This window comes from Frankia tisae, from assembly GCF_025403405.1.
Classification (GTDB): domain Bacteria; phylum Actinomycetota; class Actinomycetes; order Frankiales; family Frankiaceae; genus Frankia; species Frankia tisai.
The window spans coordinates 1-16,135 of the sequence record NZ_JANEZT010000130.1; the positions used below are offsets into that span (position 1 = coordinate 1).

General features: G+C 72.7%; 13 protein-coding genes and 1 tRNA gene. 9 read left to right on the plus strand and 5 right to left on the minus strand.

Going from position 1 to position 16,135, the window contains the following annotated elements:
* Window positions 1–280 precede the first annotated feature (280 nt).
* On the minus strand, window positions 281–589 hold the full coding sequence (locus NBZ85_RS33135) for a putative leader peptide (RefSeq protein WP_368861379.1): 309 nt from the start codon (window positions 587–589) through the stop codon (window positions 281–283).
* Between the two features lie 101 nt (window positions 590–690).
* Here NBZ85_RS33135 and NBZ85_RS14335 point away from each other — a divergent pair, with 101 nt between their 5' ends.
* On the plus strand, window positions 691–1,620 hold the full coding sequence (locus NBZ85_RS14335; RefSeq protein ID WP_261556988.1) for a sulfotransferase: 930 nt from the start codon (window positions 691–693) through the stop codon (window positions 1,618–1,620).
* A gap of 339 nt (window positions 1,621–1,959) precedes the next feature.
* Here NBZ85_RS14335 and NBZ85_RS32675 read toward each other — a convergent pair whose 3' ends face one another.
* A complete protein-coding gene (locus tag NBZ85_RS32675) occupies window positions 1,960–2,325 on the minus strand; it encodes a lytic polysaccharide monooxygenase (RefSeq protein WP_308205182.1) in 366 nt (121 codons plus the stop codon).
* Between the two features lie 134 nt (window positions 2,326–2,459).
* Here NBZ85_RS32675 and NBZ85_RS14345 point away from each other — a divergent pair, with 134 nt between their 5' ends.
* Window positions 2,460–2,747 (plus strand): DUF2530 domain-containing protein, encoded by a 288-nt coding sequence (locus NBZ85_RS14345; protein ID WP_261556987.1) that lies wholly within the window; start codon window positions 2,460–2,462, stop codon window positions 2,745–2,747.
* 15 nt (window positions 2,748–2,762) lie between these two features.
* On the opposite strand, the gene NBZ85_RS14350 is transcribed toward NBZ85_RS14345, so the two are convergent.
* Window positions 2,763–6,467, minus strand: coding sequence for a sacsin N-terminal ATP-binding-like domain-containing protein (locus NBZ85_RS14350; RefSeq protein ID WP_261556980.1), 3,705 nt, complete (start codon window positions 6,465–6,467; stop codon window positions 2,763–2,765).
* A gap of 149 nt (window positions 6,468–6,616) precedes the next feature.
* Here NBZ85_RS14350 and NBZ85_RS14355 point away from each other — a divergent pair, with 149 nt between their 5' ends.
* The 3 genes from NBZ85_RS14355 (at window position 6,617) to purM (ending at window position 10,577) form a co-directional block, all read left to right on the plus strand.
* A complete protein-coding gene (locus tag NBZ85_RS14355) occupies window positions 6,617–7,432 on the plus strand; it encodes a sterol carrier family protein (protein ID WP_261556979.1) in 816 nt (271 codons plus the stop codon).
* A gap of 215 nt (window positions 7,433–7,647) precedes the next feature.
* Entirely contained in the window at window positions 7,648–9,378 is a 1,731-nt protein-coding gene (purF, locus tag NBZ85_RS14360) for an amidophosphoribosyltransferase (RefSeq protein WP_261556978.1), read from the plus strand.
* Entirely contained in the window at window positions 9,375–10,577 is a 1,203-nt protein-coding gene (gene purM / locus NBZ85_RS14365; RefSeq protein ID WP_261556977.1) for a phosphoribosylformylglycinamidine cyclo-ligase, read from the plus strand. The genes purF and purM overlap by 4 nt, the downstream gene beginning before the upstream one ends.
* Before the next feature lie 276 nt (window positions 10,578–10,853).
* Here purM and NBZ85_RS14370 read toward each other — a convergent pair whose 3' ends face one another.
* Together NBZ85_RS14370 and NBZ85_RS14375 are read right to left on the minus strand one after the other, a co-directional pair.
* A complete protein-coding gene (locus NBZ85_RS14370; protein ID WP_136447346.1) occupies window positions 10,854–11,060 on the minus strand; it encodes a DUF3073 domain-containing protein in 207 nt (68 codons plus the stop codon).
* 311 nt (window positions 11,061–11,371) lie between these two features.
* Window positions 11,372–12,442, minus strand: coding sequence for a Leu/Phe/Val dehydrogenase (locus tag NBZ85_RS14375; protein ID WP_261556976.1), 1,071 nt, complete (start codon window positions 12,440–12,442; stop codon window positions 11,372–11,374).
* 314 nt (window positions 12,443–12,756) lie between these two features.
* Between NBZ85_RS14375 and NBZ85_RS14380 the strand changes: the two genes are divergently transcribed.
* From NBZ85_RS14380 to NBZ85_RS14395, 4 genes are all read left to right on the plus strand, one after another.
* Complete coding sequence (locus tag NBZ85_RS14380; protein ID WP_261556975.1) at window positions 12,757–13,587, plus strand: DUF8083 family protein; 831 nt, start codon at window positions 12,757–12,759, stop codon at window positions 13,585–13,587.
* 152 nt (window positions 13,588–13,739) lie between these two features.
* Complete coding sequence (gene bldC / locus NBZ85_RS14385; protein ID WP_136447349.1) at window positions 13,740–13,946, plus strand: developmental transcriptional regulator BldC; 207 nt, start codon at window positions 13,740–13,742, stop codon at window positions 13,944–13,946.
* A gap of 485 nt (window positions 13,947–14,431) precedes the next feature.
* Complete coding sequence (locus tag NBZ85_RS14390; protein ID WP_261556973.1) at window positions 14,432–15,277, plus strand: hypothetical protein; 846 nt, start codon at window positions 14,432–14,434, stop codon at window positions 15,275–15,277.
* 119 nt (window positions 15,278–15,396) lie between these two features.
* A tRNA-Glu gene (locus tag NBZ85_RS14395) sits at window positions 15,397–15,472 on the plus strand.
* Window positions 15,473–16,135: the final 663 nt, after the last annotated feature.

Here is a 16,135-nt window from a genome sequence, read left to right on the forward strand (position 1 = left end):
GGGCCGGACAGCGCTCGGGCACCGCGGCGATGGGGCGGCCGAGCTGGCGTGGACTGGGGTGTGAGTCGGCGGTGTCGGGCGTCTTCGCCGGTGGCGCGGAGGCGAAGTGCCGGCCGCCGCGACGACGTGGTGCACCATGATCGACTGTGATCCGGTGGCGGCGGCGGCGAGCCCCGGCAGGTCGGGGGTGGGCGTCACTCGGCCGGCGACCGGAGCCGGGCGGCGGCCCGGCTGGTCCGCAGCAGGCGCGGGCGCGGGTGGTGCGGCTGGTGGCCGCCCGTCAGGTAGCCGGACAGGCAGCCGAGGCGACGCGGAGCAGATCGATATGGCTCCGGGTGACCAGCATCAGCCGCTTCAACACAAGAGCAACGGAAGCACACTGTTCCGGCTGTCGCCAAGAGAATGAAACTGTGACTTGCTTCACAAGGCGATACGAGGGTGTGGAATGAGTGACGGCGGAGGTAGGGGACCCCAGGCCCGCGCGGGTCGGGCTGCGGGCGAGCGCAGGGTTTCCGGGCCGGCGGGTTCCATGTCCGAATTCAGCCGATTCGATGCATTTCGTCGGAATCTTCGAAGTCTCGCAGATCATCGCGCGATCTCGATTTTTCCGGTGGGAAAGTCGGAATATACTGGCGGACCGTTCGGTACCCGCTGGTCGGGGACGCCGAAGAGGCCGGAACAGGAGATCTCATGGCCCTGCCTGATTTCCTCGTGATCGGTGCGCCGGATGCGGGTATGGAGATCCTTCTCGCGAGCCTGCGCCGCTGCCCGGCCGTCTTTCTCCCCGCCACCGTTCTCACGCCGCCTACCGTTCTCACGCCGCCTACCGGCCTCGGCTCGCCTGTCGCTCTTGGTCCGCCCGGCGGTTCCGGCTCCGGCGTGGCGCCGGATTGCGGTGAACCGGCGGAAGGCTCCGCGGGGCCGTGGGGCCTCGATGCGCCGCGTCGCCGGGCGTGGTTCGAGGCTCTCGTGGACCCGGCGCCCGCGGGTGTCCTGCGCGGCGTGAGCGCCCCCTACCACCTGGCGGACTTCACGGCGCTGCGGCAGCTGCACGAGCTACTGCCCTACGCGCGGCTCATCGCCCTGCTGCGGGACCCGGCGGCGCGGGCGCACACGCACTGGCTGCGGATGCGCGCTTCCGGCCTGGAGCCCATCGCCGACTTCGAAGGCGCCCTGGCTGTGGAGGAAGAGCGGGCCCGTACCGCCTCGTCCTGGCCATGGCGGTACGCGGCCCTGGGTCGGTACGGGGCTCAGGTACAGCGCCTGTACACCCTCTTCGCGGGGCATCAGGTGCTCCTGATGCCCTACTCCGAACTGAACGCGGATCCGGCGGCGGCGCTGGGTCGTGTACATCGTTTCCTCGGCCTCGGCCTCGGCCTCGGTCGTGGCCTCGGTCGTGGCGCGGCCGGTACCGGCCGCGCGGACCATGCTGCCGGGGTCCCGGTTCGGCGTTGCGGCGACCCCGCCGGCCTGCGATGTGTCGATCCGGGGGCGGCGGCCGCGGCACGGCGGCTCGATCCGGCCACGGCCGCCCGACTGCACGCCGACTTCCACGCCGATCTCGCCCTGCTCGATCGGGTGACGAGGCGGCGCTGGGCGCTCGGTCCCGCCCCGGAGTGATCCTTGGCGGGGCGCCGAACTTCGCGGCCACGTCGTCGGCGTCGTAGGCGCCGGTCACGGTGCCCGTCTCCGAGAAGTAGTCGTTGCTCGGATACCAGACCTGAGCAATCGGATGTTCGTCCAACTGATACCGCCGTAGATCTGGTCGGCGTCGCTCTCCCCGAAACGCCCGCCGGCCTGCCAGCCGACCGTGCAGGTGTTCGCGAACCCGACGGTATCGATGGCCGCATCGAATTCGGGGGAGAATGTCGCCGGTATTCCTCACCACCGCGCCGGCGGCGAGGTGAATGACGTCCCCCGTCCCCCGTCCGGATCCGGTCGGCGGACGGGGCTCCGGTGTCACCCGGTGAAATCGAGGTCGATGATCTGGTAGAAGCCCTTGGCGGCGTCGGCGACCTCCCAGACGCTGAGCAGGACGTGGTATCCCTGTCGCTGCGGCAGCATGATCGTATGCCGGGTCGGGTTGTCCGGCACGAGGTCGCCGGCCCACCAGTAGGGCTGCCCGTTGTTCTGGACCTGATGGATGGGCTGCGGCTCGAATCGGCGGGCGGAGCATCGTTCCGGAAGATATATGTGTGCCCAGGATGCCGGTTCGGAGACCGTACCGTGGCGCGGCTCGACCTTGCTCTGGGGAATAGCGCAGGAGCAGCGTCTTCTTTCTTTTTTCGCCTGCCCGGAAGACGGGAAACCGGCGGCTTCCGGAATGCTTTTTTAAATCGTCGGCATCATTTTCGGAATTTGCTGCAAAAAGTCCCGGACCGGGACCGTGCCGCGTCTTTCGGGCGAGTGTGGGCGTCTCGGCGGCCCCGGCCATCGGGCGGCGGGTACCGTCGGGCGGGATGAGTACGTCAGCGAACAGCGACCCCGCCGCGGGCGTCGCCGCCGGGCCGGCTCCGACCGGTCCGCCGCCGCCCGAGCCACTTCCCTACGACGGCGTCGTCTCCGTCGCCGTCGGCACGGTGTTGTGGGCCGTCGCCGCGCTGGTCGGGCTGGTGTTCCTGGACGACCTGCGCGACGACGGTCACCTGTGGTGGCTGGCCACCGCGATCTGCGGCTTCGGACTCGGGCTGGCCGGGCTGTGGGTCGTGATCCGCCGCCGCAACCGGCTGCGGGCCGGGCAGGGGTAGCCGGCTTCCGTCGGCTCAGGTCTCGTCGAGGTCGTCCTCCGCCGCACGGAAGGCCGCGCCCGTCGGGTCGCGCAGCTCCGCGGCGAGCGCATGCCGCCGGTCCCACTGCCCACCTCGCCATGCCAGCGCCCGGGCCAGCGCGTCGGGGCCGGCGTCGGCATCGACGTGCACCTCGCCGCCGATCCCGCCGGGCACCCGCCATGGCACCCGCGTCGGCCGACCGGTCAGGTCCTCAACCAGCAGCGGGCGGTGCACACGGTACGGCGTGCCGTCCGGTGCGCGCCGCGTCTCGCGGTTTGCGCCGTTCGCGCTGTTCGCACCGTTCGCACCCGACTCGGTGACGGCCTCCCCGGCCGGGTACCCATCGGATGCGATCTCGCAGGACGCGATCTCGGCGGCCAGCGGAACCCCGAGCACGTGGGCGACCTCGGCCGCACGGTCCAGCGGCAGCCGCAGCGCGCCACGGTCGGTGCCCAGCAGACCCAGCAGGTCGGGCGCGTCGACGACGACGGCCTGCCCGCTCGGCACAACCCCGTCGGGCGTCCGCACGGTCAGCGGCGGGTCGAACCGTTCGTCGTGCGTGGACCGGTCCGGGGTCGCGAGCACCCGGGCCACGGCGTCGACCGCGGCGATGTAGAGCGTGCGCGCCGCCGGCCAGGGGACGTCCCGATCCGCGTCGCCCAGCCGGTCAAGCAGGTCCATGACCGCGCCGAGGTCGCCGAGGACGTCGTCGAGGGTGAGCCGTGCGCCGAGGTGGCGCAGGAACTCGTCATCGACGCCGGCCAGCGGGGCGGCGGGGGCGAACAGGCCGGCGAGCAGCGGATCGGCCGCCGGTAGCAGCAGCTCGCGTGGCGGCAGCACCCGGCCGGTGCCCGCCACCGGCAGCACCGCGTGCCGTGCCAGCCACCACCGGGTATACGACGGCTCCGGGGCGAACACGGCCTCGCGCAGCGGCGGGCGGGCCAGCTCCGCGAGTGCTTCGGGCCACGCCGCCGGGTCGACGAGTTCGAGGTCGCGAACCGCGACGAACGTGCCGATCATGGCTGGCGCGGGCGGGCCCCCCGCCGGCGGGCGGCGCAGATTCGCCGAGCCTCCCGGCGCGCCACCGTGATCATCGGCCGCGACGTCGTCGACCCAGGTGTCGCTGTCGTCGAGATCGAGCAGGATCTGCTCGTCAGCGTCAAGCGGCAGGTCGTAGGCGCGCAGCACGCTGAACGAGTGCAGCACGCCGACCCGTTCCAGCACCTGCGCGGGCCACGCCCGGGCAACCTCGGGCGCCAGCGTCGAGAACGGTGCGTCCTCGGCCAGCACCCGGTCCAGCGGACCCCCCTCGACGAGCAGCTCCCCGGCGGGGGTGAACTCGCCGTCGGCGGACGGCAGCAGCAGGTCCTCGAGCCAGCCGAGCTCCGCCGGGCGCTCCTCGCCCGTGTCCCGGAGCAGGGCGAGCACGGCGGCGGCCAGCGCCAGCAGGTCGTCGGGGTGGTCGCCCGGCTCGGCGTCGAGCACCGCCTCGCGTACGGCCGGGTCGCGCAGCACCCCGGCCGGCGTGCCCTCCAGGGCGCCCAGGGTCCGCAGCGCGTCGCGGGCGCCGCTCGTGCTGCAGGCATCGGGGTGGACCACCCGCAGCGGCAGCCCCGAGCGCACCAGGGCGACGATGTCCAGCTCGGCGGTCGGTAGCAGGGTGCCGCGCGGCCCGGTGACCATGCGGGTCCGCAGGCTGCCACCGCCGGTCGAGCCCGCGGGCGTGGGGGCGGCGAGTGGGTCGACCGCGTCGGGCCCGTCCGCGCCGATCTCGGCGAGCGGTACCGGCAGTGCTCCCAGCGCGTCCCGGTCCGGCGCGCCGACCAGCAGTGGGTAGAGCCGTCCCCACCAGTCCGGCGGCCTGGAGACCCCCGCCAGCAGCTCGACCAGCGCGGCGCTGTCCACTCGCCGGACACCGAGCAGGTCCAACGCCGTGCGCCACCGCCGGGTGGCGTAGGCCGCCGGGAGCAGGCCCGCCACCAGCTTCGCCTCATCCACCTCCGGCACTGGATCGACACCATCCGCAACGGCCGGATCGGCCAGATCGGTGGTGTCGGCCAGATCGGTGGTGTCGGCCAGGCTGGCGGCGTCGGCTGGCGGGCCGGGGATGTGCAGCAGCTCGGTCACCGCGTCGGTGGCCGGACCGAGGTCGGCCACCGAACAGTCCCGGCCGCGCAGGGCACCGGGAAACAGCGTCGACTCCGGGAGCAGCCGCAGCAGGAACTCCCGCAGCCGGCCGTCGACCTCGCCGAGGGCGAGCCCCGTCGGGATCAGGGTCAGGGCGGCCAGCGGATCGGGGGGCGGCCCACCCGGCCCGGCCTGGTCGCCGGGGACGACACCGGCCTGCGCCAGGTCGCCGGGTTCCAGCCCCGTGCCGAGGTACTCGGCCAGGACGACGACGGCCGCCGCGAGCTCGTCGGTCAGCCGATCGCGTAGCGGGCCGCCGACGGTGTGCCGCCGAGACGGGTCCAGCGGCAGCTCGATGCTGGCCAGGACCGGCAGCGACAGGGGCTCGTCGGTGGGCTGCGGCGCCCGCAGCACCCGGGCCACGCCGTCCGGCCAGCCGCCGTCGGGGACCATCACCCGGGCTGTGAAGCCGGTTCGTCCGCGTTCCTCCACCGGACGGTCGGCGAGCAGAGAGGCGGGGATCGTGCCGCTGCGGGAGATCCCGCGCCACCGCTCGCCGTTCAGGTCGGCTATCTCGACGTGTTCGGGGACCTGGCCGCCGGCCGGCCCGGTGCCGCTCGCCAGCGCCGCACCTCGGCCGCTGCCCGGGCCGCCCCGCAGCCAGTGGCAGGTGATGGCTCGCACAGCGCCGTCCACGTCGACGACAATCTCGCCGGGGCCGCCGAGCACCAGCGGCAGGGTGGGATCGAGCCCGGCCAGCAACTCACGCGCGAGCGCCGTCGCGGCGCCGTCGCGCAGCGGGAGTCGGACCACGGTGTCGTAGCCCTCGGGGGGCGGCGCGGCGGTGATCGTGAACGGTAGCCGGAGGATCGGCACCGCGCCCTCGCGCCGAGCGAGCTCCTCGCCCAGGCGTGCCTCTTGGCCGCCGATGGCGAGGCCAATGCCGCCGACGGTTGCGAGGGCGGTTCCGAGGGCGGCGAGGGACGCCCCGGGATTCGTTGCGTCGCGATTCGTTACGTCGCCACTGGTTACGTCACCGCCGTCCAGTGCGGCCGCGGGCATGGTGAGGGCCGTCACTGCGTCTATCACGCGGCTCCTCGACCAGGCCACGCCGGTCAGTATCGGGTCGGAGCCGACGCGGGAGACGATCGACGGCTCGTCCGTCACCGCGAGGACGGCGGCGAAACCGGCGCCGAAGCGGCCGACGGAGGCGCTGTCGCGTTTGGTGGAGGCACGCAGGGTCGACAGCGCCTCGACGCCGGCCGGCGAGAGCGCCGCCCCGGTGTTGGCGATCTCCAGCAGGCCGGCGGGCCCAGCACCCGGGGTGGTGGCGTCGGTACTCAGCCGCAGGAGCACCCGGGCCGGCACGCCGGCCTCGCCCGCGGCGTCGACGGCGTTCTGCAACAGTTCCACGACGAGGCGGTCGTGGTAGGCGCCGAGGGCGGCGTCCTCCTCCGCGTTGGCGTCCTCCCGGAAGCGGGCCGGCGAGGCGACCCAGGCGTCCAGCACCCGCCGCCGGATCGCCGCGGTCCCGTACACGTCTGCCGCAGCATGTGCGGCGGTCACTGACACCCGTCCATACTCGTCTTCCCATCCCGCCCACGGCGGGAGCGGGTTGGCGTGGATCGTTGGTGGCGCCGTGGCCGGGTCGGGCCCCGACCGGATCGGCCCCGACCGGATCGGCCCCGACCGGGCCGGTGCCGACCGGGCAGGATGGGGCGATGCCTTCCCGCACCCGCCGCCGGGACGCCGCGGCAGCGCTTCCGGAGCTTGTCGCCGCGGTGGTGCCCCAGTGGAGGCGGGTCGCCGACGCCGTGGGCGAGCTGCCGGCCGGCAGACTCGCCGCGCCGAGCCCCCTGCCCGGCTGGACGGTCGGCGACCTCGCCATGCACGTCGGCCGGTCCGCGATTGCGCTGACGCAGGCGCTGGCTCCCGCCGAATCGCTTCCCGCCACCGACCAGCCCCCTCTCGCTGTGCCGCGGCCGATCTCGGCGGCCGACTACCTCACGGGCAGCGGGGCCCGGGCGGAGTCGATCGCGGACACCGCCCGGGCCCTGGCGGCGGCTACCGGGCTGGCGGGCCTGCGCGAGCGGCTGGCCGCCGAGGTGTCGGCGGCGGCGGCCGCGCTGGCGCGGGTGACCGACGACGACCCGGTGGTCGCGACCCCGGGTGGCCCGATGCTGCTGACCGAGTTCCTGCGGACCCGGGCGGTGGAGGCGGTGGTGCACGGCCTCGACCTCGGCGTCGAGCCACTGCGCCCGGCGTTGAAGGTGGCGACGAAGCTGTTCGTCGAGCTGTTCGCCCACCGTGTGCCCGGACACACGGTGGAACTACGGGTGCCGCCCTTCGCCGCCGTCCAGGTCGTCGAGGGGCCCCGGCACACGCGCGGCACCCCGCCGAACGTGGTCGAGGCTGGACCGGTCGCGTTCGTCCTGCTCTGCACGGGACGGCTGGCCTGGGGCGACGCGGTGGCCGACGGGCGGATCTCCGCCAGCGGCGAGCGAGCCGATCTCAGCCGTTACCTGCCGCTGTTGTGACGGCGGGGCCGGCGGCGGGGCATTGGGCCGGCACACGAGGGAAGGGACGATGTGGCCCGTCGCTGCTAGCGTGGAGCGAGGTAGCTGCCGGGCGAGGCGGTGGCCGAAGCCGGTCCGGTACGTCACGTGACGAGTGCGGACGGGCCGGCGCGGACGCGGTCCCGCGCGTAACCTTCCGCATTCCTCCGGTGTCCCTGACCAGCCAAGGAGTCCTGGTGCCAGACGTCGCCCGCTTTGGCGCCAACCCCGCAGCGGGGTCCGAGCTGTCCGACGAACCCGGTCCCCGGGATGCCTGCGGCGTCTTCGGCGTCTGGGCGCCCGGTGAGGATGTGGCGAATCTCGCGTACTACGGGTTGTACGCTCTGCAGCACCGCGGTCAGGAGGCGGCCGGGATCGCGGTCGGCGACGGCCGGACGGTCGTGGTGTTCAAGGAGCTCGGGCTCGTCGCCCAGGTCTTCGACGAGATCACCCTGTCCAGCCTGAGCGGCCACGTGGCGGTGGGGCACACCCGGTACTCGACGACCGGCTCCTCCACCTGGGAGAACGCCCAGCCGTCCTACCGCACGGCCCGTTTCGGCGGCCCGATCGCGCTCGGCCACAACGGCAACCTCACCAACATCGTCGAGCTCGCGCAGGGGCTCGACACCGGGCGTGACCGGCTGCGCGCGACCACCGACTCCGACCTCATCACCGCGATGCTCGCCGACCACGCCGGGCCCACCCTCGTCGACGCGGCGATGGCCGTGCTGCCCCGGCTCGCCGGCGCCTTCTCGCTGGTCTTCTCGGACGCCTCGACCCTCTACGCGGCCCGCGATTCGCACGGCATCCATCCCCTCGTCCTCGGCCGCCTGGACGAACATCCGGACGGGGCGTGGATCGTCGCCAGTGAGACGGCCGCTCTCGACATCGTCGGCGCGACCTTCGTCCGCGAGGTCCAGCCCGGCGAGATGATCGTCATCGACGCCGCCGGGGTGCGGTCGCAGACCTTCGCCGAGGCCAATCCGCACGGCTGTCTGTTCGAATACGTCTACCTCGCCCGTCCGGACACGGCGATCGCCGGCCGTTCGGTGCACGCCACCCGGGTCGACGTGGGCCGCCAGCTCGCCCGCGAGGCGCCCGTGGAGGCGGACCTCGTCATCCCGGTGCCGCAGTCCGGGGTGCCCGCCGCGGTCGGCTACGCGGAGCAGGCCGGCATCCCGTTCGGGGAGGGGCTGGTCAAGAACTCCTACGTGGGACGCACCTTCATCCAGCCGTCGCAGACGATCCGCCAGCGCGGAATCCGGCTCAAGCTGAACCCGCTGCGTGACGTCATCGAGGGCCGTCGCCTGGTCGTCGTGGACGATTCGATCGTGCGTGGGAACACCCAGCGGGCGCTGGTCCGCATGCTGCGCGAGGCCGGCGCCGCCGAGGTCCACATCCGGATCTCCTCGCCCCCGGTGCGCTGGCCCTGCTTCTACGGCATCGACTTCGCCACCCGCGACGAGCTCATCGCCAGCGACGCCGGCGTCGAGGAGATCCGTGCCTCGCTCGGCGCGGACTCGCTGGCCTACGTCTCGCTGGAGGGCCTGGTCGCCGCATCCCATCAGCCGGCGCAGGCGCTGTGCCGAGCCTGCTTCGACGGCGTCTACCCGGTTCCGCTGACCGAGTCCGCCAAGCTCGGCAAGCACCGGCTGGAGCCGGTGTCCGGTGCCCAGACGACCGCCGACATGATCGCCGAGGCGATGCGCCGGGAGGTGACACTCGGCATGAACGGCGCCGACCCGTCCCCGGACAACCATGACGACGTCGACCTGGCCGGCGGTGCCGACCCCGCGCCGCATGCGGGCAGCGACCCGGTGACCCGGGGGGAGAACGGGCTGGCGCCCGGGCCTGGCCTGGACCCGCCGCCGGCAGCGGACCGCCATGGCGTGCAGCGCCCTGAGCCGGCCGGGGCGAGGCAGGCATGAGCGGCGTCGAGCGGATCACGGCCGGGGCCGGCACTCCGACGTCGGCAGGCGCCTCAACGCCGGCGGGCGCCTCGTACCATGCTGCGGGAGTCGACGTGGCCGCGGGGGACCGGGCCGTCGAGCTGATGCGCGGGCACGTCGCGCGGGCCACGCGGCCCGAGGTGGTCGGCTCGCTGGGCGGGTTCGCCGGCCTGTTCGCCCTGGACACGGCGCGCTACCGGCGGCCGCTGCTCGCCTCGTCCACGGACGGCGTGGGCACCAAGATCGCACTTGCCCGCGCCCTCGACACGCACGACACGGTCGGCATCGATCTGGTCGCCATGGTGGTCGACGACCTCGTCGTGTGCGGCGCCGAGCCGCTGTTCCTGCTCGACTACATCGCCTGCGGGGCCCTGGTGCCCGCGCGGATCGCGGAGATCGTCTCCGGGATCGCGGCCGGGTGCGAGCAGGCCGGCGCGGCGCTGGTCGGCGGCGAGACCGCCGAGCATCCCGGACTCATGGGTAGCGACGACTACGACCTGGCCGCGACGGGGGTCGGGGTCGTGGAGGCCGACGACGTGCTCGGGCCGGAGCGGGTCCAGCCCGGGGACGTGGTGGTCGCGATGGCCTCATCCGGCATCCACTCCAACGGCTTCTCGCTCGTACGGCACATCCTGTTCGGTCCCGTTGATTCTGGCCAACCAGGTGGGGTCTCCGAAACCGCTGCGGCCGGTCTGAGGGCATACGTCCCCTCGCTGGGGGACACACTCGGCCGGTCCCTGCTTACCCCGACCCGCATCTACGCCAGGGACTGTCTGGCCCTGGCGGCGGCGGTCGAGGTGCATGCCTTCGCCCACATCACCGGGGGCGGCCTCGCCGCGAACATCGCCCGTGTCATCCCCGCCGGTCTGGTCGCCACCCTCGACCGGGCATCCTGGGCGGTGCCTGCGATCTTCGGGCTGCTCGCCGAGCGCGGCGCGGTGGCTCAGGTGGACATGGAGAGCACCTTCAACCAGGGCATCGGCATGGTGGCGGTGCTGCCGGCCGGCGTCGTCCCCGAGGCGCTCGCGCTGCTCGCGGAGCGCGAGGTTCCTTCGTGGGCCGTCGGCAGGATCGCTGCTGCGCCCGGCGGGGGCCCGGCAGGCCATGAGCCCGGCGTGGGCGAGCCGGCGGCGGACGCGGCACCCCGGGCCCGGCTGGTCGGGCGGCACCCAGGTTGAGCTGATCGCGCACGGGCGGGCGGCATCCGGCAACCCGGCTGGAGCCGCTCGAGCGCTGTCTGTCGATAGCCAGCCGCGTGTGCCCGCGCGACATCGCAGACGCGACGCCTCGTGGCCGCGCACCAAGGAGCGGCACGGTCACCAGCGTGATCGCGCATGCACCTAGGCAGCACAGCATGGCGGTGGATGCCCGGACCGAAGCCCGGGCCGCCACCATCGGCGACGACCGCCGGGGTGAGCCTGCCGCGGCGGGACGACTACCGACGTGACGCTGTGTCAGCGGGAGGAACGGCGATCGTCCTCGTCGTCTGCATAAGCGTCGTATCCGTAATCGTCATCTACGTGCGCATCGTCGCTGTTGTTCTCGCGCGTCGAGCCCGCGCCCAGATCCGCCTTCAATCGGTCGAGATCCATATTGGGCGAGTTGTACTTGAGCTCGCGGGCGACTTTCGTCTGCTTGGCCTTAGCTCGGCCGCGCCCCATGGCTCGACCCCCTCGAACATGACGACGGGGACCCGCCCCGGTGCTCTCACTGTCTCGTGCTTCCCGAGACTACAGGGATCGGAGGCTTCTCGGCACGCCAACCCGACAGTTGCCTGTCCTCGGACAAGATGACCATGATCGGAAGCGCTTCGTGAAGCCCGCTGTCCGGCGGGTTCGAGCGGGGGATCGGGGCCGCTCACCGGCTCGCAGACGGCCCGGCCCGCCGCGTCGCGATGTGTCCACCGTCACGTCCCTTCGATCGTCCGGACCTGCGCGGACGTGCCGTGCGCCAGCGCGGGGCCAGTCGCCACTCACCGCAGCAGGATCCCGCGCAGCCGGCCCACCTCGACGATCCGGCGTTCGGCGAGCCGTTCGGCGGCGGTCGCCGGAGTCACGTCCTCGTCGTGGGCGAGGCGGAGGACCTCCGCGGTGGTGTCGAAGATGCGTGCCGCCCGGGCTCGGGCCCGCTCCGGCGAGTAGCCCTCGATCTCGTCGGCGACCTGGATGAGCCCGCCGGCGTTGACGACGAAGTCGGGCGCGTAGAGGACCCCGGCGTCGGCGAGCCGGCGGCCGATGTCGGGCGTGGCGAGCTGGTTGTTGGCTCCGCCGCAGACGATCTCCGCGCGCAGCCGGGTGACCGTCTCGGCGTTGAGCCCGCCGCCGAGTGCGCACGGCGAGTAGACGTCGAGGTCGAGGTCGAACAGCTGGTCGGGGTCGGCGACGGTCTGCGCGCTCGGGAACTCGGCGCGCACCCGGGCCAGGGCCGCCGGATCGACGTCCGCGGCGATCACCGAGGCCCCGCCCGCCACCAGGTGCCCGACGAGGCGGCGGCCGACCTTGCCGACGCCGCTGACCCCCACCCGGCGTCCGGCGAGGTCCGACGTCCCCCACCGGTGTTGCGCGGCCGCGCGCAGGCCCTCGAAGACCCCGTAGGCGGTCAGCACGCCGGAGTCGCCCGATCCGCCGTGTGCCGGCGAGCGCCCGCTCACCCAGCGCGTCTCGCGGGCGATGACGTCCATGTCGTCGACGTAGGTGCCGACGTCGCAGGCGGTTATGTAACGTCCGCCCAGTGAGGCGATGTGGCGGCCGAAGGCGCGCAGCAGCGGCTCGGACTTGTCACGGGCGGGGTCGCCGATGATGACGGCCTTGCCGCCGCCGAGGTCCAGGCCCGCGCAGGCGGCCTTGTAGGCCATCGCCCGGGACAGCGCCAGGGCGTCGGCGAGCGCGACGTCGTCGTCGGCGTAGGGGTGGAAGCGGGTGCCCCCCAGCGAGGGGCCCAAAGCGGTCGAGTAGACCGCGATGATCGCGCGTAGACCGGTGCGCTGGTCCGAGCACAGCAGCACCTGTTCGTGGTCGCGAACGGCACCGAACAGCGATGTCATGGTGCACCTCCTGGGGGACGGACCCGGCTCGGGCCCGGCGCGGCGTGGCGCCATCCGCCCGGCGGGCCTGCAGGTCGGCGGCCGGCTGGGCACGGGTGGTGGCGCTGGCCGGGTCCTGGCGAACCCTACGGCCCCGGTAGGGCACACGGCTTGCGAGTGGACGTGCCAGGATCGAGGCATGCCAGGTTCCAGGGCATCCGCGTGGGTGTCGTCCGCGGTGCTGCGGCGCGTGATCGGGCTCACCCCGCGGGGTGAGTGCCGCGCCGCCCGCGCACGGCCGGCGCTGGGGTCGGACGCGGTCAGTGGGAGCTGAGATGGCTGTCGTCTCGCCGGCGGCGTACCTGCGGGTGTACGAGCCGCTCGCGGCTTTTCCGGCCGCCGAGCGGGGGCGCTGGCAGCGTTACGCCGCCGCGGGGCCGCCGTCGCGGCGGGCCGGTTCGCGCCAGGAGCGGGTCGTCGCGCTGGTCGCGAGCGTCCGGCCGACCCTCGATGTGGCCGACGAGTCGGCGTTCGTGCAGTGGATCGACGGGTTGATGTTCGTCTGCCCGTGGTCGACCCAGCTGCGGGTGTGGCAGGCGGCGCTGGAGTTCCGCGGCCTGCTGCCCGAGCGGGTCGCCGAGGCGTTCCTGCCACGGCGGATCACCGAGCCGGCCGAGATCGAGCTGGACCGGTGGAAGGCCCGCCGGCCGAGCCTGAAGATCCATGTCCAGACCTGCACCTGGATGGTCCCGCCGCCGTGGTTCCTGCTGTTCGACCCGGCCGAGCGGTCGCTGGTGACCGGCGACACCGCCGAGCGGTCGATGATCTACCGGACGACGATGAGCCTGGCCCGGCGCCGAGCGAGCCGGGCGGTGGAGGCGGTCGAGACGCTGCGCGGGGGCACGGGCGACGCCCCCGCGGTCGAGGGCATCGGCGATCTGGCCCGTTGGCTGGGGTCCTTCCATCCGCAGAGCAGGGTCGAACTGGACTACGACGGGCTAGTTGACCTACTCGACGACGACATGCTTCGGCGCGACAGCTCGGTAGAGGACATCGTCGAGGCTGTCAGTGCGTTACGCCGTGGGCGAACAGACCTAGCGGTCGAAGCTTACGAACGGGTCCTGATGAGGTGGAGACCCCTGCAGGCGCGGGAATCCGCAAGCTGATCGAAGCATTCCGTTAACCCAGAGTCGCCGTCTGCTTCGGACGAGCTGTGACTAGTCAGCAGATGGTCCTGACGTGCCATGTCCGAAATGCCCCCGAAGGATGCACGATCTGTATGGGACGGAGCGACGCTCTGTGACGGGAGGCCAACACAATGACGACACGAACGCCGGACGCCGAGCCGCTGCTGACGCCCGCCGAGGTAGCCACGATGTTTCGGGTTGACCCGAAGACCGTGACCCGGTGGGCGAAGGCCGGCAAGCTGACGTCGATTCGGACCCTGGGTGGGCACCGCCGGTACCGAGAGGCCGAGGTGCGTGCCCTGCTGAAGGGGGTCCCGAGCATCGGAGGCGACATGTAGATCGCGCCGACCTGGCGCGTAGCCGGAGACACCTCCTTTCCCTCGCCCGGGCGGCATCCACCGCCAGCGCGAGGGTGTCGGTGGTCAGACCTGGTGGAACAGGGCCGAAGGTCCGAAAGGCTGTCCGTTCACTGAGAACCGGACAAGCCGGCCGGTCCGGGCCCCCACCTACGGGCCACCCGACGTTAAGGAAGTGTGAAGATCCGAACGCCGGGCTGTCCGGTTGGCTGGGAGGCCGCCGGGCGAGGTCCGGTTTGCGTCGACGTCTGCGTCAAGGACCACCTGAGCACCGGGAGGGCGCAGGGTGGACCTGTTGGGGAACCGGCGGACGGCCCTGGTGGGCCGTCCGCCGGCCTCGCCGCACGCGGCGAAGGCGACGGGCGGGGCCGCCGCAGTCTGGCGGCCGTTCACCGACCGAAACGATGACCGGCGCCCGCCGTCTGGCCAGTCCAGGCGGTGTGGGGCCGGGCAAGAAAGGCTGCACCATGGACCGTGACCGCCCGCAGGGCTGGGTGGTGCGCTCCGCCGTGCCCGGGTTCCTGCCCGCCAGCAGCGCCTTCCGGTTCACGAACAGCTTCGATACCCAGCCACTGCTGGCCCTGCGGCTGCCCGGCATGCCCATCGGCATCGGGATCGGGGACGCCAGTCGCGGCCTGTGCGGCGGCATGATCTTCGCGGTGCGTGACCTGTTCGAGGCGGGCATCGATCCGCCGCCGGACGTCGAGCCGCCCCGGCGGGGCACCCCGCTGTACGGCTACCTCGTGCGCCGCCTGCTGGCGAGCTTCGACCTGCCCCGCGGCGTCGCCCGGTACTACGGGCTCATGCGAGGCGCCGACACCTACCCGCGACCGCGCCCCGTCGGCGCGTCGCGGCCCGGGTCGAGCCGGCCGGTCCGTCCCGGCAGCGCCATGGGCCGACTCGGCGTGGGGCGGCGCAGCGTGGCCGGCGAATGGCCGCGGATCCGGCTCGATCTCGACTCCGGACGGCTCGCCCCGATCGGCGTCATCACCGTCCACTCGGCGGATCCCCTGCAACTCGGCCTGAACCACCAGGTCCTCGCCTACGCCTACACCCAGGTCGACACGGCGGTGACCCTGCGCGTCTACGACCCGAACACCCCGCTGGAGCGGGCCGACGACGTCACGATGTCCTTCGACCTCGCCAGCGCCAGTGGTGACGGTGACGGTGGTGCCGGCGGTGGCGCGCAGGTCGTGCGCATCACCCACTCGATCGCGATCGGCGGCCGGCCGGTGCGCGCCTTCTTCCACTCCCGCTACCGCTGGGCCGACCCGCGCCCGGCCCTGCCTGCCCACCCCGCCGGCATCCGCTGACCGGGACCTGGCACAGACACGTTTGTCGCCCGCCCTGGCCATCCCCTATGCTTGCAGTGCTTCAGACGATCGATGATGTGGCCGAGCGGTTGCTCTGCCCCGGCTGTGATCGTCACCGCGCCCCCATCGTCTAGCGGCCCAGGACGTCGCCCTTTCAAGGCGGTAGCACGGGTTCGAATCCCGTTGGGGGCACCAAAGTGTAGTTAATAGACTACGGAATGTAGATATCTGCCGATAGATCATTGATTGCTGGTGGCACCGCGCGATCCGCCAGAGGAACTTCCGCCACGTTGCGTGGCTAGCGGCTTGTTCGCGCCTCGCGCTACCCGGTAGCGACATGCACGGGTTCGAAGCCCACTACTGCGCGCATTCAACCCCTGTGGCCGGAGCGGATCTTCTGGCATGCCGTCCAGTCCGCGCGACACCGGGCCCGTGAAGCGGGCACATCTCACGGGCTCCGATCAGGGACCCTGCCAAGCAGCCAGACGCCTGCACGGGTGGTACTCGACGCCTATGGCGCGGCCGGGTGAGATCGACTGGTCCTCGGGAATTGCGGCGCTACGTGGCCTTCCGCGTCGACGGACGACGAGTCGCGTGGCGGCCGTGACAACCAGGACCAGCAGCAGGAGGCGTACGCCGAGTGCGGCTTCTTACCCGGGTCGGGTGCGCATGGAAGCGTGCCGATGTCCGCCATCCCGCCGGTGGTGAGCAGATGCTGGGCGTACATCCGGCCAGCAGCCCCGGTTGTTCTACCGGGTCCTGGCCCACCACGACCGTAAAGGCGAGCGCCGCAGCTTCTCCGAAGACGACTACGCCACGTTGATCGTCGCCGCGCACCCCGACTGGCTCACCGCTGTC